20 protein-coding genes and 1 pseudogene are annotated in these 19943 nt (G+C 43.3%); 11 read left to right on the top strand and 10 right to left on the bottom strand.

Annotation, left to right across the window (positions count from 1 at the left end; genetic code table 11):
- On the bottom strand, positions 1-219 hold a 219-nt coding region (locus AC1U9Z_RS15245; RefSeq protein WP_479958204.1), incomplete at its 3' end, for a hypothetical protein.
- On the opposite strand from AC1U9Z_RS15245, the pseudogene AC1U9Z_RS15240 reads away from it, so the two are divergent.
- Positions 167-382, top strand: a pseudogene (locus AC1U9Z_RS15240) (transposase domain-containing protein); the annotation flags it as partial. The gene AC1U9Z_RS15245 and the pseudogene AC1U9Z_RS15240 sit on opposite strands and share 53 nt — an antisense overlap.
- 167 nt (positions 383-549) lie before the next feature.
- Here AC1U9Z_RS15240 and AC1U9Z_RS15235 read toward each other — a convergent pair.
- Positions 550-2316, bottom strand: a complete 1767-nt coding sequence (locus AC1U9Z_RS15235; RefSeq protein WP_479958203.1) for an IS1634 family transposase — start codon at positions 2314-2316, stop codon at positions 550-552.
- A gap of 395 nt (positions 2317-2711) precedes the next feature.
- On the opposite strand from AC1U9Z_RS15235, the gene AC1U9Z_RS15230 reads away from it, so the two are divergent.
- From AC1U9Z_RS15230 to AC1U9Z_RS15220, 3 genes are read left to right on the top strand one after another with little or no spacing between them, the layout of a single operon-like run.
- Positions 2712-2996, top strand: coding sequence for a hypothetical protein (locus AC1U9Z_RS15230; RefSeq protein WP_479958202.1), 285 nt, complete (start codon positions 2712-2714; stop codon positions 2994-2996).
- Positions 2959-3981 carry an SIR2 family protein gene (locus AC1U9Z_RS15225; protein ID WP_479958201.1) on the top strand — a complete coding sequence of 341 codons (1023 nt, stop codon included), beginning with the start codon at positions 2959-2961 and terminating at the stop codon, positions 3979-3981. The genes AC1U9Z_RS15230 and AC1U9Z_RS15225 overlap by 38 nt, the downstream gene beginning before the upstream one ends.
- 5 nt (positions 3982-3986) lie before the next feature.
- Positions 3987-5018 (top strand): GmrSD restriction endonuclease domain-containing protein, encoded by a 1032-nt coding sequence (locus AC1U9Z_RS15220; protein ID WP_479958200.1) that lies wholly within the window; start codon positions 3987-3989, stop codon positions 5016-5018.
- Between the two features lie 295 nt (positions 5019-5313).
- On the opposite strand, the gene AC1U9Z_RS15215 is transcribed toward AC1U9Z_RS15220, so the two are convergent.
- The gene (locus AC1U9Z_RS15215) at positions 5314-6279 is read right to left on the bottom strand and encodes an ABC transporter substrate-binding protein (RefSeq protein ID WP_479958199.1); all 966 of its coding nucleotides are present in this window, start codon (positions 6277-6279) and stop codon (positions 5314-5316) included.
- 311 nt (positions 6280-6590) lie between these two features.
- On the opposite strand from AC1U9Z_RS15215, the gene AC1U9Z_RS15210 reads away from it, so the two are divergent.
- On the top strand, positions 6591-7499 hold the full coding sequence (locus AC1U9Z_RS15210; RefSeq protein WP_479958198.1) for a 1,4-dihydroxy-2-naphthoate polyprenyltransferase: 909 nt from the start codon (positions 6591-6593) through the stop codon (positions 7497-7499).
- A 2-nt stretch (positions 7500-7501) separates the two neighbouring features.
- On the opposite strand, the gene AC1U9Z_RS15205 is transcribed toward AC1U9Z_RS15210, so the two are convergent.
- The 6 genes from AC1U9Z_RS15205 to asrA all read right to left on the bottom strand — a co-directional run bounded on the left by AC1U9Z_RS15205 (position 7502) and on the right by asrA (position 12581).
- Positions 7502-8260 (bottom strand): ABC transporter permease, encoded by a 759-nt coding sequence (locus AC1U9Z_RS15205; protein ID WP_479958197.1) that lies wholly within the window; start codon positions 8258-8260, stop codon positions 7502-7504.
- On the bottom strand, positions 8244-9020 hold the full coding sequence (locus tag AC1U9Z_RS15200) for an ABC transporter ATP-binding protein (protein ID WP_479958196.1): 777 nt from the start codon (positions 9018-9020) through the stop codon (positions 8244-8246). The genes AC1U9Z_RS15205 and AC1U9Z_RS15200 overlap by 17 nt, the downstream gene beginning before the upstream one ends.
- Positions 9007-9627: a TetR/AcrR family transcriptional regulator gene (locus tag AC1U9Z_RS15195; protein WP_479958195.1), complete on the bottom strand. Its 621-nt coding sequence runs from the start codon at positions 9625-9627 to the stop codon at positions 9007-9009. The genes AC1U9Z_RS15200 and AC1U9Z_RS15195 overlap by 14 nt, the downstream gene beginning before the upstream one ends.
- 143 nt (positions 9628-9770) lie before the next feature.
- Positions 9771-10757, bottom strand: coding sequence for a sulfite reductase subunit C (asrC, locus tag AC1U9Z_RS15190; RefSeq protein WP_479958194.1), 987 nt, complete (start codon positions 10755-10757; stop codon positions 9771-9773).
- Between the two features lie 14 nt (positions 10758-10771).
- A complete protein-coding gene (asrB, locus tag AC1U9Z_RS15185) occupies positions 10772-11575 on the bottom strand; it encodes an anaerobic sulfite reductase subunit AsrB (RefSeq protein ID WP_479958193.1) in 804 nt (267 codons plus the stop codon).
- Positions 11565-12581 (bottom strand): anaerobic sulfite reductase subunit AsrA, encoded by a 1017-nt coding sequence (gene asrA / locus AC1U9Z_RS15180; protein ID WP_479958192.1) that lies wholly within the window; start codon positions 12579-12581, stop codon positions 11565-11567. Before asrA ends, asrB begins: the two co-directional genes overlap by 11 nt.
- A gap of 304 nt (positions 12582-12885) precedes the next feature.
- Here asrA and AC1U9Z_RS15175 point away from each other — a divergent pair, with 304 nt between their 5' ends.
- Together AC1U9Z_RS15175 and AC1U9Z_RS15170 are read left to right on the top strand one after the other, a co-directional pair.
- Positions 12886-13266 carry a hypothetical protein gene (locus tag AC1U9Z_RS15175; protein ID WP_479958191.1) on the top strand — a complete coding sequence of 127 codons (381 nt, stop codon included), beginning with the start codon at positions 12886-12888 and terminating at the stop codon, positions 13264-13266.
- A 212-nt stretch (positions 13267-13478) separates the two neighbouring features.
- On the top strand, positions 13479-14528 hold the full coding sequence (locus AC1U9Z_RS15170; protein ID WP_333532474.1) for a YeiH family protein: 1050 nt from the start codon (positions 13479-13481) through the stop codon (positions 14526-14528).
- A 138-nt stretch (positions 14529-14666) separates the two neighbouring features.
- Here the strand turns inward: AC1U9Z_RS15170 and AC1U9Z_RS15165 are convergent, their stop codons facing one another.
- Entirely contained in the window at positions 14667-15611 is a 945-nt protein-coding gene (locus AC1U9Z_RS15165; RefSeq protein WP_333532473.1) for a selenium metabolism-associated LysR family transcriptional regulator, read from the bottom strand.
- A gap of 193 nt (positions 15612-15804) precedes the next feature.
- Here AC1U9Z_RS15165 and AC1U9Z_RS15160 point away from each other — a divergent pair, with 193 nt between their 5' ends.
- The 4 genes from AC1U9Z_RS15160 to AC1U9Z_RS15145 are packed head-to-tail and all read left to right on the top strand — an operon-like array spanning position 15805 to position 19558.
- On the top strand, positions 15805-16602 hold the full coding sequence (locus tag AC1U9Z_RS15160; protein ID WP_479958190.1) for an electron transfer flavoprotein subunit beta/FixA family protein: 798 nt from the start codon (positions 15805-15807) through the stop codon (positions 16600-16602).
- A gap of 22 nt (positions 16603-16624) precedes the next feature.
- Positions 16625-17953, top strand: a complete 1329-nt coding sequence (locus AC1U9Z_RS15155; RefSeq protein ID WP_333532471.1) for an FAD-binding protein — start codon at positions 16625-16627, stop codon at positions 17951-17953.
- Positions 17946-19241 carry an FAD-dependent oxidoreductase gene (locus tag AC1U9Z_RS15150; protein WP_333532470.1) on the top strand — a complete coding sequence of 432 codons (1296 nt, stop codon included), beginning with the start codon at positions 17946-17948 and terminating at the stop codon, positions 19239-19241. Before AC1U9Z_RS15155 ends, AC1U9Z_RS15150 begins: the two co-directional genes overlap by 8 nt.
- Positions 19241-19558: a ferredoxin family protein gene (locus AC1U9Z_RS15145; protein ID WP_479958189.1), complete on the top strand. Its 318-nt coding sequence runs from the start codon at positions 19241-19243 to the stop codon at positions 19556-19558. The genes AC1U9Z_RS15150 and AC1U9Z_RS15145 overlap by 1 nt, the downstream gene beginning before the upstream one ends.
- Positions 19559-19943 lie beyond the last annotated feature (385 nt).

Below are 19943 nucleotides of genomic sequence, written 5' to 3'. Positions count from 1 at the left end.
GTGTGTCTTCGCTGATTTTGAATGTTGGCATGATAGCAATGCTCCTTTCGTTTTGTTTTGTTGCATTGCTATTCTACCATGCCTGTTATTTGTAGCCTTTTTACAAAATGCTGAGCACATAAATATACTCAGCACATAATTACGTTTATGTTCTTGAACACATAAACGTAAAAACTGGCTGTTCAGCGGAAGCCCAAAAGGAGCTTCAGCCAGTGCCACCGTTTACAGTATCATTGAAAGTGCTAAGGCAAATGATCTCAATCCATATAAATATCTAAATTTTATCTTCAAAGAGTTGCCAGGGGTACAGTTCGGCCAGCATCCAGAATTCCTTGAAGATTACCTTCCGTGGAATCCAGAAGTTCAAAAAACTTGCCGATAGAGCAAAACTCATTTTACACGAGTTTTTGCTCTTTTTCTATCCACCATGTTATTGGACGCTTACGTTATTATTAGGATAAGTACTATACCTGACTTTAGGAGATAGAAGGTAAAAAACCGCCGAAACGCCTGGAAATACAAGCGTTTCGGCGATTTTAAAATGTCCTATTATTTCAGGTTTACTGTCAAGTCCAATTTGGTACATGAACGAAACTTAGTCAGTGTCATATTTGTCTTCAGTTTAGGAAGCTTGAGTATTTTTGCTAAATCAAGGTATATCTGGGATACCTGTGTCGGTGTGACTACATTGTTGGGATATTCCCCCTGAACTAGGGCTAGTGGGTCGTGAATGGACTGCATAATTTGCAAGGCGGAGATACTTTTCCCTTCACTCTCTTCAATCAGGTATTGCGCATAACGTAGGATACACAGTGAAATGAAGCACATAGCAAAATGCCCCTTGATGTGTTCGTCGTTCCATACGAAGACAGGGCGCGCCCTAATATCTGTCTTCAGTATCCGGAAACTCTCCTCAATCTTCCATAGCCCACTATATATCCTGGAAACCTGATCAGTGCTCAAGTCCAGATTGTTAGTGATGACCGCATAATAGCCGTCATAGCGTGCAGCATTCTCGATCTTCGCCTCATCCAATTTCCAGCCTTCAGTATCGATCTCCATCTGCAGAAACTGATTGCAGCCTCTCTTTACCGCAGCCTTGAGTTGATATGGCTTGTCAAGACGTTTCCTAAGCCTATCAAGCATACGTTCTCTGTCGGAACGGTCTTTTTCAGCACGTTTGGCTGACCATGTCAGGTGTATCTTGACAGGAATATTCTCTTTAGTATACTTCTTTGGCCTGCCTCTTTTCTTTTCAACGATGATCTCATCTTGGCTGATTGGTACCTTGACCTCCAGTGCTTGTTCTACGACTTTTGAGCGAAAAGCTATCTCGCCAATGTCAGGGTCGACTGTATTCTGCCAACCATCCCCTTGCCACACCAACTCCTTGAAAGCATCAGGGGATCGCTTCAGTGTATAGCTGATCACGAAGTCATGTCCCCCCTTGCAGAGGTATTCAAGGTTACTCCCACTGTTGAGGCCTCTGTCGGCAACTACCGTAATTTTATCCAATCCGTACAGACTCTTCAGGTTCTCAACTGACTGTGTTAGCGTGCTCTGATCCATTGTGTTACCAGGAAACAATTCATAAGTTATAGGTATGCCGTTGTTGTCCAGAAGCAAGCCCATAATTACCTGAACCTCGTTGTTCTTATGATCCTTCGAGAAACCAAACATTCTCAGCTCACCCCAACGAGTGCTCTCAAAGGCGTATGTAGTGACGTCGTAGTAGGCTTCTGGTCCTTTGCGGTTGGTCTTCCTAGCAAAAAAATCTGCTAAGTGCCGTATTACCGCATCCTTTTTATTTGAGAGGACATCCAGCACATCGTAGAGTACGTCTATACCCAACGGGTCAATTCCAGCGTGGGATTTCTGGTCAGAAGCGCTGGCATGGATACTGGAAGGATCTGTACAGCGATGTGCGACAAGATAGAACAGAGCCAGTGCAACAGCGGCGGCATTGCGTTTTCCACAGTTCTCAATGAAGAATTCGTCAAGCCCCATATTGTTCCAAAGTTGCTTAATAAGCGCATGGCCAAATCTGAAAGACGGTACAACATCTTGCGGTGATGTTATGTCTGTGACGGTCAAGTTGAGGGTTATGGGTGCCAGAGACTCCTTTTTCGCCTTGGTAAGCTCAGCCGCCTCTGCCTTGAGCTTGGCAATGATATCAGGATCCTCGGCGAGCATTCGCTCATAGTTACCCAAAGTTTTCACCACATTGGTTTTCTTTTTGGTTGTTCCCGGGATGCGTGTATCTTCCCTGAACTGAATTACTCTGGCCTTGCCCGAGCCAGTAATAGCAACGTACATACGGATCCTCCGAGTAAAGATATTACCACAATTCCATTATAACATTTAGTTAGACAAAAAGAAACAAAATAACAGGATATAACAGGACAATATATTTGTTATTTTTACCGCATAAAAACACCCCGAAATCCGCAGTACTAAACGGTTTACGAGGTGTTAATGTCACTATTTTTATCAAGAAACTCCTAAAGTCAGGATGTTATTGGACGCTTACGTTATTATTAGGATAAGTACTATACAGATTTGCATTAATATTATTCGACATATTTCTTAAACATTTTCATACCTGGGATGATAAAATTCTATTATTAAATTCATATGTTATTTCTTTTTTAGTAATGGCGAATATGCCTATAACTGGAAGTTAATTGGAGCTTGCTTTTTGGGGGGATTTTATGTTTCTAAATGTTAATCCAAATCGAAGGGATGACTTATCTAAATTTTTAGTTCACTTGACCAGGGATAGTGAAAGTGATTCTTTAACTGATTTAATTAATATTTTAAAAAAGAAAACTATTGAAGCAAGAAATCCCCACTGCCTTTTTAAATATATCTTTTCTAAACTAAACTTTTCAAAAATATTACAGAGCAAATTTAACACTGTCTGTTTAACTGAAGTACCTTTAATATTATTTACGGAAGGTGATACCAATAGCTACTGTATTTATAGTTTTAGGTAACGGTTTTACTATAGATTTAATCAAGACTCTCAAATTAGATGATTATATAGATGTTAAGAATTTATTTAGATTTGGTCATGAAGTTCCATGGCCAGCAAACGATGAAGCGGGCTTTTTATCGTTCAAAAGGTGCCAAAACCTTTGGAATTTAGGTGCAAGACCTTTCATGTCAGACGAAGATTCAATATCACTTATAGAAGATATTATTACATGTGCAAACGTGTCTGCAAGTACTGACAATAACAGCGATAACATATATATAAAAGCATATAAAGAGTTAGCGATTTACTTAAAGCATTTATTCATATATTACAATAACAAAGTAACCAATAAAATTCTTTTTGATATTATACCAAAGTGGGGTTGGTCCAGATATCTCGATCAATTAAACCTAGACAATACTGTAGAAAGGGTAGTTATAGTAACATATAACTATGATATTTGGTTAGAGAGAATATTGAATTTAGCAGGTATTAGGTATTGGATAGGGGGCATACAAAGTCCAGACTCATTAGCTAAATTTATTATCTTTAAGCCACATGGCTCAATTAGTTTTACTCATAAGATCAGTTTAGATAAATCATCTTTTAAGATTAGTTACAAAAAATCCTTAAGAGACCTTTTGGAAGGTGAGCCCATTGATTTTAGAATAAGTCATAATAACCTGGACCACAATTATTTAATCAATCCTATTATTCCACCAGCTGGTGACTCGGAAAGGTTGAGGTTTGGCTGGGCTAATAAACTCAGAAATTTAGCAAACACAGAAGCTCAAAAATTATCAAATAAAGATGAAGTAATTATATGTGGTCTTTCATATTCGTACGTTGACAGAAAGGAAATAGATGATTTCTTAACTTCCATACCGAGTGATGTCAATCTAAAGTTAGTCAACCCAAATCCACATAGAGCACTAAATGCTGTTATATCTAGCATTTTTGAAAATTATACCCTACATGTTAAGTCAGATTTGTTAGGAGAGTGAGCTTTATGGATTATTTCTTAGAAAGGCAAACTAATACTATATCACTGTCTGAGTTCTATGAAAACCATCTACTAAATAAATACAATTATGAACCACCTGGTCAAAGGAAAAGTGTTTGGAATGATAGAAAGAAATCTTTTCTTATTGATTCAATACTTAAAAACTTTCCAATACCACCTATTTTCCTGCGAAGAAATGTTAATTCAAAGGGAAGGACAACATATGATGTAATTGATGGGCGACAAAGATTAGAATCTATAGTACATTTTATTGAAAATAAGATTCCATTACCGGATGACTTTGGAAGCGACGAGTACGGAATGGAAGAATTGAACGGTCAGTATTTTGATGCCCTTGATCAATATGATATAAAGAGGCATTTTTGGAACTATCCCATACCAGTAGAATATATTTCTACAAATTTAGAGAGTACGATTGATTATATATTTGATAGATTAAATAGAAATGGTGAACCACTTACTCCTCAAGAACTAAGAAATGCTAGATATCACAGAACCTCACTACTAAGCACTATTAAAGAACTGTCAATGATTCCCTTCTGGCATGAGATGTTAAAGGATCTAGAAACTCATAGAATGGAAGACTTGGATTTTGTTTCTGAATTATTCTTTACCATAGTAGAGGGGCAGATTTTTGAATCAACACAGAAAATAATAGATGGGCTTTATGAAAAATGGTCAGGGACTGATTTCTCTCTAGATGAAAATAAAAGCTATGTTGAAGATTTTAAAAAAATAACTCACTACTTAAAGAGTTTAAATCTTGATTATAAACATTTTAGAATATCAGGAGTTAGTCATTTATATGGGCTTTGGTGTTTTGCGGAATATTGTGTAAAGTATAGTATACCTAAAAAGAGGGTTACATCTAGGCTAGTTCAGATGTTTACTTCACTTAGAGAAAGAAAATATCAGGACGAAAACATTAAAAAATACAGGAAAAGCATGGATTCAAATACCAAATCGAAGGGTGCTAGAACAATTAGACTAGAGGCTTTGAAAGAATACTGTTTGTAAACTATATGATAACAAATCCTGGGGGGTTAGTTTATTTTTATATCAATATTTATGGAGGAATATATGCCACTTGGCAAGTATATATCATTTACAGCTTCCCATAATCCATATAATGTTCAGAGGATTGAACCCAAAGGATGGCTCAAATCCATCATAATATTCAGCACCATCAAAGAATGAAAATTTAATGTCCCCTAAGCAACAGCGAGGGATCTTAAGACTAGCCTTCCAAATGAAAGAAAAGATCCTTCGCTATCACTAAGGCTAACAGGTTAACGGCTTAAAGCCCACGGCCCTAAATCTTTTGCACTAAATCAGTATATTTCAAGTCGTGTTTCAATAGGTTTTTCTCCTTCATCCATTGGAGAATGTTGTTAACATCTTGTTCGGTGGGTACCTGGGGTTGGGGATAATGCTGCAGGCTGTAATCCTTGGCTATTGGTTCGGGAATGTTTACATTTTCCACCATTAGCTGCTTGTATTGTTCTGGGTTGTTGTTTAGATCCTCCACTGCCTTGGCATAGGCCCGGTAAAAGCTTTCCACAGCACTGTTCTTTTCAGAGAGTGTTTTTTGGTCAAAGAGTATCACTGCTTGGGAAAGATTTCGGGTGGTGTCCTGGGCGATCACCTTGGCACCCTTGAACTCGGCAAAGGTCACCATCGGGTCCGGTACGGTAATGGCATCAATTTGCTTGCTGAACAGCATTTCCATACGGATGGGGATTTTAGGCACAGAAATCTTCTTAACTTCGGACGGATCGATTCCGACATCCTTTAACAGGCCATCGGAAACATACTCTATAATAGAGTTGTTGGAAATCCCGAGGCCTTTTCCCTTTAAATCCTGCAGTGTTTTAATATCAGACCCGGGGGCGGCCACAATGGCAAATCGACCTTCTTGGGGAGTGGCCCCTAGGGTGATGGAGGTCATCTTTAAATCCAAGCCGGCATCTTTCATCAGGGTTGCCACAATCATGTCTGTAACCATCCCATTCAGGCTGCCCGATTGCATGGCGTTACCCTGTTCCACAGCACTTTGAAAGCGGACTAATTCTACCTGAAGATTTTCTTCGGCAAAGTAGCCGTTCTTCTCTGCCACCACCATCGGCATAATATCCTCAATGGGTAAAACGCCGATCTTTAATTGCTCCTGTGCTTCTCTTTGGGGCGTTTTCTTTTCCTGGGTGCATCCAGCCAATAAGGACATGGCCAATAGCAAGACCAGGGCCATTAATAATTTTTTGCCAAATTTCACCTTCATTAACCACCTTCCTATAACCAATACAAAGAATGAACCAACATTCATTTTATTATTTTTATCTTAATTATTCCTAAACCGAAAGTCAATAGCTTTATGCTAGTTTGGGTGTTCTAGGTTGTAACAAATTGTGCCGCATAAGACCCTTAAACAAAACAGGCACAAAAGCCCAGGGCCTCCACCCAAGATTTCGAATGCTGAAGGCTGATGGCCGACGGTTGACAGCTGATTTTTTCTTTAGAGAAGGAAATTGTCATAAAAAAACGAATTCCATTAAACCATATACTATACAACTCTTAAGGGGATTATTTGCTATGTCACAATCTAACGAAAACCTAAGTGCCTTTAAAATCTGGATGCTGGCCATCCGGCCCAAAACTTTGCCAGCGGCCATGGGACCTGTTGTTGTGGGTGCATCCCTGGCCATTGGTGAACAGGTTTTTGCTTTTTTTCCAGCCCTAGCAGCTCTCCTGGTGGCACTGCTGCTGCAGATTGGTTCAAATTTGGCCAACGATGTATTTGATTTTAAGAAAGGCGTTGATACCAAAGAAAGAACCGGGCCCCTAAGGGTTACCCAGGCAGGACTCTTAACGCCTGGTCAGGTTATGGTGGGCATGTGGTTGGTCTTTGCCCTTGCCTTTGCTCTGGGACTTTATCTTACCTGGGTGGGCGGCTGGCTGATCCTTGCCCTGGGAATTGCCGCCATCATCTCGGCCATTGCCTATACCGGCGGACCCTTTCCCTTGGGCTACCATGGTTTAGGTGAAATCTTTGTCTTTATTTTCTTTGGGCCGGTGGCTGTCTGCGGTACTTACTATGTACAGGCTGGTCATGTCAGTACCGCTGCTTGGTGGGCCTCGTTACCCGTGGGGTTTTTAATAACAGCTATTTTAGTGGTTAATAATTTCCGGGATCTGCCTACGGATAAAAAAACAGGCAAAAGAACCATGGCGGTTCGTCTAGGACCAGTGGCTACCCAGTGGGAATACTTTCTCCTGTTGGCAGCTTCCTTTGCTGTGCCACTTCTTATGTGGCTGCAGCACCTTGCTTCGGCTTGGGTGCTTTGCGCTTGGCTGGCGATGCCCTTTGCCCTGCCGCTGATTCAGGATATGAAGACCAAAAAGGGGCGTCCCCTCAATGCTACATTGGCCGGAACCGCCCGCTTGTCGTTGATTTTTAGTATTTTGTTCTCAGTGGGTTATCTTTTAGGTGAACTTTTGTAAGTTTATAAATTAACCCAGGAGCACAGGATTTTTTCTGCCTGGTCCAATAGGACATAAAGGAAGAAACCCATGAGGCCCATGGCGATAATGCCTGCAAACATCTCCTCATAATTCATTCGGCTGAGGGAGTCCATGATAAAAAAGCCGATGCCAGTTTGGGTGGCGTAGGTTTCGGCCAAAAAGAGCACCGCCATGGCTGTACCTAAGCCCAGCCTGAGGGAGGTGAGGATGGCCGGCAGGCAACCAGGCAGATAAACGTGGCGGTAGAGGTCCCAGGAGGTGGCACCGAGGGACTTTAGGGAAAAAACATATTCCTTCGCCATGTTTTTGGCTGCATCCCTTGTAGTCACTAAGATTTGATAAAAGGTGATTAAAGTAATCAAAAGTATTTTTGAACTATCCCCGATTCCTAATATTATTAAAAAGACAGGCATAAAGACCACTTTGGGAATGGGGTAGGTTATATAAAGCAGGGGTGCTATTTTGGCATCCATTTCCGGGTTTTTGCCCAGCAGAAGGCCCAGTGGTACAGCCAGGATGGTGGCCAGGACCAGACTAATAAGTACCCGGTAGAGGCTCACTCCCAGATGGACGAGGAGATTTCCCTGGATGTTTTGGAGAAAGCTTTGAAAAGCATCCAATGGCAGTGGAACGGCTGGGCTTTTTAATAGGATAGCAAGCAGCCACCACATCAGTAGGAGTATCGCCACCGACCAGAGAAAAGAAAATGTCTTTTCGGTACCTTTAAATACCCGCCGCATACTTGTCCCTCCTGTGCAAAAATGAACGCAGGAAATTAGACATTTCCAAAAAGGGAACCTTTCCCCGCAGGTCGGAGTCTCCGGCCAGTTCATTCGCCACCACTTGAACGATCTGACCCGGACCGGCTGACATGACAAAGATTTTTTGCCCCAAAAAGACTGCTTCCTCAATGTTGTGCGTGATTAATAAAATGGTCAACTTCGTTTCCTGCCAAATTTCCAAGAGGAAATCTTGAATTTCTTCTCGGGTCAGGGCATCCAGAGAGGAAAAGGGCTCGTCCATCAGAAGCAGTTTGGGTTCCAGCACGAGAGCCCGGGCAATGGCCACCCGCTGTCTTTGGCCGCCGCTCAGTTGGGCTGGGTATCTTTTAGCCATTGATAAGAGCCCAAGTTTACTGAGCATCGTTTCGGCTTGGGTTTGGATTTCCTGAGGTGTTTTTTTTCTCAGTTGCAACCCTAAAACGACATTTTCCCAAACTGTTTTCCAAGGCAGCAAGCCGTAGTCCTGTAAAATAAGGGCTGTTTCCCCACCGCCCCGGGGTGTTTGCTGATCGATCAGGACCTGGCCGGTATATTGGGTATTTAAACCTGCCAGCACATTAAATAGCGTACTTTTACCGCAGCCAGAGGGGCCGATGATGACCCCTGTTTTACCCTGGGGAAGTGAAAGATCAACTGAGTTCAGCGCAGTGACAGTCTTTCCCCTCTGTATATAACTGACACTTAAAGATTTCACAGAAAGATAATCAGCAGCTGACATCGGATTTCCCCATTCCCCTCAAGTTATATTTCATTAAAGTCGTACAGACCTCTTCCAGATTTTCTGGTTTACCTTGCCGCAGCCAATTGATAATTACCTGACGGAAACTCCCCACAAAGGCTAAGGCAGTGATAAAGGTATCCTCATCCGGTATTCTGCCCTGACTTTTTAGCTCGTCCAGGTCTTCCTTGGTTAGTTTGATGAGTTCATTTTCAATTTCAATTAACTTAACATTAAAGGCATTGTTGACGCCTGGGACCTGCACCAGAAGGATTTTAGCCATGTTTTTTTCCTGAATGAATAGTTTAATACAGGCTTCCATAGAAGCTTGCAGCTTATCGAAACTGTCTGTGTAATTTGCTCTCTCCCTTTTGATATAATCCAGAAGCTCATGAAACATTTCTTCAACAATCATATTAATGAGGGCATCTTTGTTGGTAAAATATAGATAAAAGGTGCCAGTGGCTATTTTTGCCTTTTTAGCGATGGCTTTAATGGAGGTCCCCTGGTAACTGTTTTCCGCAAAGACTTCCCGGGCAGCCCTCAGTATTTCCTTTTTTTTCGTTTGCAGTTTTTCTGTTACTTTATTAGTTTGCCGATACACCATGTCAAAATCACCTCACGAAGAATAAAATGAATAAACATTCATTTTATTCTTCTATTTTATGCAGGTTTTGTGTTTAAGTCAATGAGACTTTGTGACAAGGATAAAAGGCCGACCTCAACGGGAGATCGGCACAGAAATAAATATTATTCTAGGTGGGTACTACGATCGTACATATAGCCGCCAAAGTCGATAAAGCTGGCAACCCTGGCTCCGGGAGGCAGGGTAACTCCTTGCAGGACCATTTCTTTAAAGGTAGTAAAGCCTGTACGATCTACAATATAACCCACATGCTCTTTTGCCAGGGAACGATCAATATATTGATCAATATAGGTATACAGGTTGGCACAGACCTTTAAAACGGTGTCGCGATCTACCCACTCCAGAAAACTACGGGCAATGCGGGGGTTTTTCTTGCCTGTACGGCCCATGATAATTACTCGGAAGCATTGCTCGCCTCTGGTCCAAGCGGCAGTGGGGCATTTTAAAACACATTCGCCGCAGCCAATGCAGCGCAGGGGGTCTCGCTTTACTTTGTAATTCTCAAAGGTCAGAGCCCCGGTGGAAACTTTTTTGCAGTTTTTGACACAGGCTTGGCAGCCGATACAGCGGGAGGCATCATAAATTGGCTCCACTTGACCAATGATACCAATATCCTGCATATGGGCCTTAATACAGTCATTGGGGCAACCTGTGATGGCAATCTTGACATGTGGATCATTGGGGTAGATGGTTTTCTCCACCTCCCAGGCTAGGGAAGTGGTATCAAAGGTGGCATTGGGACAAACCCGATTGCCAATGCAGGAAGAGACATTGCGGGTGCCAGCGGCAGGATATCCCAGGGTAGGATGGTCCAGGGATACGCCCCGGTCAATCTCCAGTTCTTGAATAATCGGTGCTAACAGGGCATTTACTTCTGCCATTTTGGTGAAGGGGATACCCGGTACTTCAAAGCCCTGCCGGGTGGTAATATGGACGGTGCCGTTACCAAACCTTTCGGCTATGTCCTGAATAAGAGGTAAGAATTTAACCGGCAGGTGACCACCGGGCACTCGGATGCGCAGACAGGTTCGATCACGGGTTTTGGTAATACGCCAGGCATTTTTCATAACCTTCTTGGTGTTTATATCCATTGCTTCTTACCCCCTTAGTCCAATAGACCCTTGGCTTTGGTATAGTTAAAGACCGGGCCTTCCAAGCATATATAGGTATCATCTATCTTGCAGTGGCCGCACTTGCCGATGCCACAGCACATTTTTCGCTCAAAGGAAACCCAGATGTTTTCCTCAGCAATGCCTCGTTTTAAAAATTCCTGGGCCGTAAATTTCATCATGATCGGTGGCCCTACGATAATCCCTCGCACATTGTCCAGGTTTGGGATGGGTATTTCTGGCACCAATTTGGTAATGAGGCATTCATGGCAGTTCAAAGGATTTTCCTGCCCGGAAATTTTATCAACCGAGAGGAATACGGGGAAAGCCTTGGACCAGTGGGCCAGTTCCTGTTGGAAAAGAACGTCGGAGGGGCTTTTAAAGCCAGCCAAAAGATTCATTTCAGCCAGTAGCCCCGGGTTGTGGTAAAAATAATTAATCATGCTTTTAACCGGTGCCAGACCAGTGCCGCCGGCAGCAATAATCAAGTGTTTGCCGGTGAACTGGGGCACCGGGAAGCCATGGCCATAGGGGCCACGGATAAAGAGATGATCCGCTTCGTCCAGGAGGTGAATAACATTGGTGACTTTGCCCACCCTTCGGATGGTCATATCAATGTATCCTTCACCAAAATCGCTGATGGAGATCGGGCATTCGCCAACGCCGGGGAGGGATACTTCCACAAACTGACCCCACTGGGGTTTTATAGCACAGGCCAAACGATAGGTCCAGTCAATGTCTGTTTCTTTGGTAACACGGATAATCTCTGCTTTAAAGGGTAAATAGGGGTTATTGGTCACGGTTTTTCACCTCCTGCATGGCAGCTGCCAATTTATTTACACAATTGGCATAAGAAATGTATTCAGGGCACACATCATCACAACGGCCGCACCCCACACACATGTGGATGCCAAATCTTTTCTTGAAATCATAGACCTTGTGCAAAACCTTGAAACGCATGCGTTGGCCCTTTTCTTGACGGAAGCTGTGTCCACCAGCCATATCGGTAAAACCATCGATTTGGCAACTGGCCCAAACCCGCCGTCTTTCGCCGCACTTGGGGTTGTCCTGATAGAATAGATCCTGCATGGTAAAGCAACTGCAGGTGGGACAGGAGGTGTTGCATCTGCCGCAGGCGATGCAGCGGGAATTATATTCATCCCAAATAGAAGATTTGGCCACGGATTCATCCAGGTTAGCCGGGATGGTGACAACCAACTGGTTTTCCCTGACAAACTGTGGTGTGACTTCGCAGGGGGTACCAAGGGAGTTAAAAAGCCCGTCAATATCCTCTTTTACCTGGCATAGATAGTGGCCATTTTCTGGGCGAATGGAAAAACTGTAGTCTTCTGTAACATTGGTGCCCATGGAAACACAAAAACAACTGGCAAAGCTTGTGGGGCAATCCATTAAAACAAACTTTAGTTTATTCCTGAGTCCTTCATAATAGTAATCGGCCTGGGGTCCATTGTGCAGCATGATTTTGTCCAGGCGAGAGACAGCGTGAATATCACAGGAACGCAGGAAAATAATAATACCCCTTTGGTCAATTTGTGGTTCACGATATTCCTCTTCGGTAAAATAAAAAAGGGTTTGATTAATTGGGTAATAAATTTCTTTGGGGGAAAAATAGGATTTGCGATCAAAGACCACATCTTCAATTTGCTTGATCTCACCATAGCCCACCAGATCCGTATCCGAGAAGCGGCCCTTACCCTTCAAGAGCACCGGGGCATATACGATGTAGTTCTTCTGTAGTTGGGCAAGAAGGTTGTTAAACTTTGTACTTGAAAACCGATAACCCACCTAGCATCCCTACCTTCAATAAATAGTTGATTATATGATAACACGAAAAATTGGAGGTTGCTGTGAGTTGGGTCACTTTTCAGATAAATTTGGACATATGTGGAAGACTCCCCCGTCACACCCCCTCGGAGAGGGAGGTTTTTAAGAATCCCCCTCCGAGGACAATGTTACGATAGTGACAGGGGGAGGCGGAACCTTTCTTTTTAATCTACGCTGTACAATATAATTGGAGGGAAATGGTTATTGTAGAAAGTCCTATTATTATTTATAATGAAAGAAAGGTTTTTCACAAGGGGGCGGTATTATGAAGCGAATGATAGATACCTTCTGCTGGTTTCTGGGACTAGTGGTTATCGCCAAGCTTCTTTTTAATAACCAGTCCTTGGGTTATTTTTGGTTTATCATCGCTGCCCTAAGTGTTTTCTTTGGCTGTCAGTCCGGTAGTAGATTAGAATTGGCCGAAAATGCAAGTGTACAGATAGCCGCCTGGCTGAAAAACTATCAGGAATTATCCTATTATAAACAACAGCTATATCTAAGCGAAGTCATAAATAACGCCATTCGGAGCAACCAGACAAAGCAGGCTTTAGAGTTTTTAGATCTTATCCTCAAGGCTGAACCGGATAATGAGACAGCGAAGACTTTAATGGCATCAATCTGGGGTGCTGAATTAATCAGTACATAGCCAATTAATGAAATGAAAAGGAGTGTCGCATGCTACTAAACAAGTAGTTTTGCGGCACTCCTTTTTTCTTTGTGGATGGGTTGCGAATTTAATTAATTTTCTGTCATAAGTTAAACATTATGGGGTTGATAATTTATAAGTATTTTACTTTAGTGTGACAACCTCGTAGAATTTAACATGACAAAAGAAATTGACATGAGGGGTTGGCATCGATGAAATTGGACAACAGCATCAGAAACAGTATCGTTCCAGGCATGATCTTAGCATTTGTTATTGCTTACGTATCAGAGTTTATTCACAAGAGTATTGTCATTGGTGGTCAAAAGCCGATCAGTGGCGTAATCATTGCCATTCTCCTAGGCATGTTGGTAAAAAATACGGTAGGTGTTAATAAGCTTTTTGAGCCGGGTATAAATTTCGCTATGAAAAAGGTCCTTAAAGCCGCCATCTTCTTACTGGGGCTTGGCCTAAGCTTTATCACGGTGGTTACCACGGGATCAAAGGCCTTAATGATTATTGTAGTCTGTGTTACCTTTGCCATTACAGCAACCTATTTCTTTGGTAGAAAAATGGGCTTACCGGATAAACTGGCTACACTGATCGGTATTGGAACAGCCATTTGCGGCAGCACAGCAATTGTGGCAGCATCTCCGGCCATTGATGCCAAGGACGAGGAAGTAACCTTCTCCGTTGCAACCATTACTATTTTCGGGGTTTTGGCGATCTTCCTGTATCCCTTAATCGGTAAAGTACTGTTGCTAACAGACATGCAGTTTGGTACTTGGGCTGGGGTTGCTGTCCACGAAACAGCACAGGTGGTGGCTGCGGGCTTTGCCTATAGTGATCCAGCCGGGCAAATTGCCACGGTGGTTAAATTGACCCGTACCGTGTTGCTGGCTCCCATTGTGTTGATCCTGGGTGTGATCTATACCAGGAGACAAAAGGATGTTGCCGGCGGCCAAGGTCAAAGGGTGAACTATTTTAGAATCTTCCCCTGGTTTGTGGTAGGTTTCCTGGCCATGGCTGGCCTGCGTACCTTTGGTGATACCATTTGGTTGAATAGCGCAGTGTGGACAAGCTTTTTAAGTAATTCCCAGATACTTTCGAAGTTTCTAATTGTTACCGCCATGGCAGGTGTTGGCTTGTTGACTAGCTTTAATGATATGAGAACCGTAGGAATCAGGCCCTTCATAGTTGGTTTAGTGGCATCACTAATCATGGCAGTGTTTAGTATCACCTTAATTTTTGCACTGGGTATATAAAATAAGCAATAAAAAGGGAGCAGCCAGCTACGAGCAAGTAGTTTGTGGCACTCCCTTTTAGCCGTCAGCCATGGGCCTTTTTGTGCATATTGTGCTTAAAGGTCCTTAGCGCAGGGCTCATGGCCCGTTACGAGGGAATCAAGCAATTTGAATTTTTTGCCGATAGTCAAAAAGAAAATTGATAAATTCCTCCACCACTGGGGGTTTAAATTTATTTTGGTGATGAATCAGATAAAATTCCCTCCGTAGGGGCATTTCCTTGATCTGAACGGGCACCAGCGTGCCTAATTTTAGTTCCTTTTGTACGGCCCACTTGGAAAGAATCGTAGTACCAAAACCAGCTTCCACCGCCTCTTTGACAGCTTCGGTGCTGCCAAGTTCCATGACCATATTTAGCTTAGCCAGATTAACCCCCACCTCCTCTAAACGCTCCTCGGCAATTTTTCTAGTTCCCGAGCCCATCTCTCTCAAAACCAGCGGCAACTTCACCAGTTCTTCGATGGAGATATACTTTCGATTGGCCAACGGGTGGTCTGGTGAAAACACAATCACCAGTTCATCCTGCATAAAGGGAGTGACGATCAATTCTGGGGCATCTACGCCGTGCTCCACCAAACCTAGGTCCAATTCATGTTTTAAAACCATATTTACAATGTGTTCTGTATTGGTGACCAAAAGCTTTGCCTTTACCTGTGGGTGGTCCTTATTAAAGATACCCAGCACCCTGGGGATGACATATTCACCCACCGTAAAGCTTGCTCCCACGGACAAAGGACCTTGGATATGACCGGTAAAGTTAGAAATATCTTTTTCCGCCTGATCAATGAGGGTTAGGATTTTATCCACGTACCCGTAGAGGATACGTCCTGATTCTGTAATCGTGATTTGTTGGCTGGTGCGTTCAAAAAGCTTTGTTTTGAAATGGTCTTCTAAGGATCGGATATGCATACTGACGGCCGGTTGGGAAATGAATAAAGCCTGTGCCGCCCCAGAAAAACTATTCTTATCGGCTACGGTCTTAAAGACTTGAAATTGGTATAGACCCATATCTTCCTCCAGTTTGATGATTATCTTTGCTGTCAATATCTCCAAATCTAACACAAAGTATATTATATACGAGCGAAACTGTAAGGAGGATAAAATTTTCCAAAAGTGTGATAAAATTAACAGTTATATGACTCTGTTTTTGATAAAATTAATAAAAATATGAATACTAAGTATTGAATTGCTAATTTTTAAAATAATGATGCTTGTTTAATTTATAAGGGGTGATGCTATGCATATTCTAGTGTGTGTAAAACAAGTTCCCGATACCACAGAGGTTCGTATTGATCCAGAGACAAACAATTTAGATCGATCCAGTGCACCTGCCATTATAAACCCCTATGATAGTCATGCGGTGGAAGAGGCAGTTCGGATAAAAGAACGTTTTGGCGGAAAGGTAACCGTTATTTCCATGGGTCCACTTGCTGCCGTAGAGGTGATAAAAAGATGCATTATGTTAGGCGCCGATGAGGGTTATCTTTTAAGTGATAGGGCCTTTGCCGGTTCGGATACCCTGGCCACCAGTTATATTCTGGCCAAGGGTATTGACGTGATTAGCGGCAAGGAGCCCATTGATTTGATATTTTGCGGCAAGCAGGCCATTGATGGGGATACCGCCCAGGTGGGCCCAGGTATTGCCAGGCGATTAGGCCTGCCGCAACTCACCTATGTACAGGAGATTGAAGATGTGGACAATGACAAAAGGGAAGTAACTGTTCATCGCAAACTAGATGATGGTTATGAAGTGGTTAAGGCAAAACTACCCTGCCTGATTACCGTGGAAAAGGAAATTAATGAATTAAGATATGAAAGCCTGCCCAATCTCATACAGGCAGCCCGCTACCAACCCATTATCTTAGGAGCAGCAGACCTAAAGGCAGATCTTAGCCAAATGGGTTTGAAGGGTTCCCCAACTTCGGTTAATAAAATTTTTGCCCCTGCCCAAAGGGGTCAAGGGGAAATATTAAAGGGTTCGGAAAAGGATATTGTTGACCTTTTGGTGCAAAAATTATCTCAAAAAGTAGTTTAAGAAATACTAAGGGGTGATTAACATGGCAGTCAAAGTAACACCTGCCTGCATGGGCTGTCAGGCATGCATCACAGCTTGCCCCCATGAGGCACTTTTTATAAATGAAGACGGCCTATGCCAGGTAATTGAGGATAAGTGTATTGAATGTAGTGAATGTGTCGGAGTCTGTCCAGTCACTGCCTTAGAACTGGCCAAGCAGCTTGATACCACCGAATACGTTGCCAGCCAGAAGCTGCCTGAAAAACAAGAATCGGAAACAACTCCGACCACCGAAGCGGCAGCCCAGCTTAGTGGGGATTTAGGTAAATATAAAGGAGTTTGGGTGTTTATTGAGCAAAGGGAAGGTGAGATTGCGCCGGTTTCCTTGGAATTATTAGGGGCGGGACGGCAATTGGCCGATAAATTAGGTGTCGAACTTGCCGGGGTTATCCTTGGTTACCAAATTTGCGGTTCGGAAACTAAGCTTTATGAGTATGGGGCGGATAAGGTGTACCTTGTAGATGACCCGATACTTCGTTACTATCGGGCGGAAACCTACATGCAGGTTTTTGTTAAACTGGTTCAGCAATACTTACCGGAGATCATATTAATGGGTGCAACTACAACAGGACGTGATTTAGCCGGAGCAGTGGCCACCGAACTAGAAACCGGATTAACCGCCGATTGCACCGTGCTGGATATTGATTTGCAACAGCGCTTACTGTTAGCCACACGACCCGCCTTTGGCGGAAATATCATGGCTACCATTATTTCCAAAAATCACCGTCCCCAAATGTCAACGGTTCGTCCTAAGGTTATGAAGATGGCCAAACCAGTGCCTGGGCGGCAGGGTATTCTGATCAAATCGGAAGTGGACTTAAATGAGGCAGATATGCTCACCCAAGTGTTAAGGATTGTCCAAGATCAAGGGGATAAAATTAATCTCCAAGACGCTGAAATAATTGTGGCTGGTGGCCGTGGACTGGGGGATAAGGAAAATTTCCAGAAAACCTGCTATGGCCTGGCCGAAGCCATTGGCGGCAAAGTGGGGGGATCCAGGGCTGCTGTGGAGGCAGGCTGGCTGGACCATAAATATCAGATAGGGCAAACCGGAATAACGGTGGCACCCAAAATTTATTTTGCCTTAGGTATTTCAGGGGCCATTCAACATCTGGTTGGCATTCGCGGCTCAGATGTCATTATTGCCGTCAACTCTGATCCGGAGGCTCTCATATTTAAGGAATGTACCTATGGCATTGTTGGGGATGCCACCAAAATAGTACCTTCATTAATCGAACCCCTCCGGGAATTATTTAAAGGAAAAGGTTCTAGAGACACGGCAAAGGGTGAAGGGGGGACTCGCTGTGCCTGAAAAGTTTGATGCGATTGTTGTTGGGGCCGGGGTTGCGGGCCTTGCCGCAGCCTATAAATTGGCTAAGGCAGGTTTATCTGTGGTGGTAATTGAGCGGGGTGATTACCCGGGAGCAAAGAATGTGATGGGCGGTGTTCTTTACCGTGCCATGCTGGAAGAATTAATACCGGAATTCTGGAAAGAAGCCCCTTTACAGCGACCAGTGGTTGAACAAAGGTTTTGGCTAATGGACGAAGATTCAGTGGTGACCACTGGCTATAAAGGTCAGTCCTGGGCGGAAGAACCCTATAACTGCTTTACGGTTTTTCGGGGCCAATTTGACCAATGGTTTGCCCGCAAGTGCACCGAAGCAGGTGCCCTCATTATTAATGAAACCACGGTGGAATCCTGCATTGTCGAGAATGGAAAGGTGGTAGGGATTCGAACCACTAGACCGGACGGGGATCTTTATGCCAATGTTGTGGTGCTGGCCGACGGAGTAAACTCACTTTTAGCGAAGGAGCTGGGTTTTCATAAGGAATGGCAGCCTCAGCAAGTGGCTTTGGCGGTGATGGAGGTATTGAAACTTCCTGCCCAGGTTATTGAAGAACGGTTCAACCTAGAATCGGGCATGGGAACCACCATCGAAATCTTTGGCAGTGGTACCCTGGGCATGGTGGGGACATCCTTTATTTACACCAACAAGGAGCATATCTCCGTTGGTGTAGGGGCACTGCTTTCCCAGATGCGGGAAAGACAGATCCGTCCCTATGATCTGCTGGAAAATTTAAAAAATCACCCGATGGTCCGCCCACTGGTTCGGAAGAGTGAGCCGGTGGAGTATTATGCCCATTTAATTCCTGAAGGAGGCTATAACGCCATTCCCAAAATGGTGGGGGATGGTGTTGTGGTGGTGGGTGATGCGGCTCAACTGGTCAATAGTATCCATCGGGAAGGCAGTAATTTAGCCATGACCTCAGGTAAATTGGCAGCAGAGGCAATCCTTAGGGCCTATGAAATTGGTGAATTTAATGAACGGGCCTTGTCTCACTATCAAGAAAAACTATGGGATAGCTTTGTTATCTCAGACCTGAAAAAATATAAAGATACCGCGGAACTGTTTGAGAACAGGCCCCAATATTTCAACCAGTATATACCAGCAGCAAATATGGCTCTGCGTGAAATGCTAACGGTGGATGGTACCAGCAAAAGTGACAAACAAAAGCTTGTTGCCCAGAAATTCTTGGGCGGCAGATCCATGTATTCTATGGCTAAAGATATTTATCGAGCTTGGAAGGCGGTGAAATAATGAGTGAGCCAAGGCAAGGTTTAAAGTACCTGGATAAGGAAGTTAATATTGATGATAAATTATATCTAAACCGCTGGAAGCCTGACCAACAATCCCATCTGGTCATTAAAGACCAATCCGTCTGCGCAGAGAAGTGTTCGGAAAAAAGTTGTACCGTGTTTTGTCCCGCCAGGGTCTATGAATGGAGGGATGGCCGTATTGCCGTGGGCTATGAAGGCTGCCTGGAATGCGGTGCCTGCCGCATTGCCTGTCCCCACGATAATATTGAGTGGCGCTATCCCCGGGGAGGCCATGGGGTTCAGTTTAGATTGGCCTAGTATAGAAAATAAGCTTCGTGAGAAATGCCAGGGCCACAGATTTAAAGCTGGTCCCAGACCGGAAATCTAATTTGATAAGGTGTAAAAAACGTAAAAGAGGCAAAAACAGCCTCTTTTTATTTATCCGAAGAAGTAGGACAAAGTATTAGCTAAAATGTGGGTAAAATTCACCCCGGGAAAGGTATTGAAACATACCACAAATAGAGATAAATTTGGTAAAACAGACTTGCATTGTAGTTTTATAGGTCAATAAATAAATTCAAGTCGAAAACTAAAGTAGATTAAATATTCCAAATTATTGAAAACTTATGCAACCTGTACTATGATTTTAGTAATAAAATTATTGTTTGTACCAGGCAGATCAACTTATACTAAAGAAATTATT

It is taken from the genome of Desulfotomaculum sp. (genome assembly GCF_982386235.1).
The sequence above is the reverse complement of the archived record's forward strand: the minus strand, read 5'-3'. Positions and strand labels throughout refer to the sequence as shown.

Coding starts and splice junctions, on each gene's coding strand:
- AC1U9Z_RS15235 (WP_479958203.1), bottom strand. CDS start 2,316: ATGTACGTTGCTATTACTGGCTCGGGCAAGGCCAGAGTAATTCAGTTC.
- AC1U9Z_RS15230 (WP_479958202.1), top strand. CDS start 2,712: ATGTTTCTAAATGTTAATCCAAATCGAAGGGATGACTTATCTAAATTT.
- AC1U9Z_RS15220 (WP_479958200.1), top strand. CDS start 3,987: ATGGATTATTTCTTAGAAAGGCAAACTAATACTATATCACTGTCTGAG.
- AC1U9Z_RS15215 (WP_479958199.1), bottom strand. CDS start 6,279: ATGAAGGTGAAATTTGGCAAAAAATTATTAATGGCCCTGGTCTTGCTA.
- AC1U9Z_RS15210 (WP_479958198.1), top strand. CDS start 6,591: ATGTCACAATCTAACGAAAACCTAAGTGCCTTTAAAATCTGGATGCTG.
- AC1U9Z_RS15205 (WP_479958197.1), bottom strand. CDS start 8,260: ATGCGGCGGGTATTTAAAGGTACCGAAAAGACATTTTCTTTTCTCTGG.
- AC1U9Z_RS15200 (WP_479958196.1), bottom strand. CDS start 9,020: ATGTCAGCTGCTGATTATCTTTCTGTGAAATCTTTAAGTGTCAGTTAT.
- AC1U9Z_RS15195 (WP_479958195.1), bottom strand. CDS start 9,627: ATGGTGTATCGGCAAACTAATAAAGTAACAGAAAAACTGCAAACGAAA.
- asrC (WP_479958194.1), bottom strand. CDS start 10,757: ATGGATATAAACACCAAGAAGGTTATGAAAAATGCCTGGCGTATTACC.
- AC1U9Z_RS15175 (WP_479958191.1), top strand. CDS start 12,886: ATGAAGCGAATGATAGATACCTTCTGCTGGTTTCTGGGACTAGTGGTT.
- AC1U9Z_RS15170 (WP_333532474.1), top strand. CDS start 13,479: ATGAAATTGGACAACAGCATCAGAAACAGTATCGTTCCAGGCATGATC.
- AC1U9Z_RS15160 (WP_479958190.1), top strand. CDS start 15,805: ATGCATATTCTAGTGTGTGTAAAACAAGTTCCCGATACCACAGAGGTT.
- AC1U9Z_RS15155 (WP_333532471.1), top strand. CDS start 16,625: ATGGCAGTCAAAGTAACACCTGCCTGCATGGGCTGTCAGGCATGCATC.
- AC1U9Z_RS15145 (WP_479958189.1), top strand. CDS start 19,241: ATGAGTGAGCCAAGGCAAGGTTTAAAGTACCTGGATAAGGAAGTTAAT.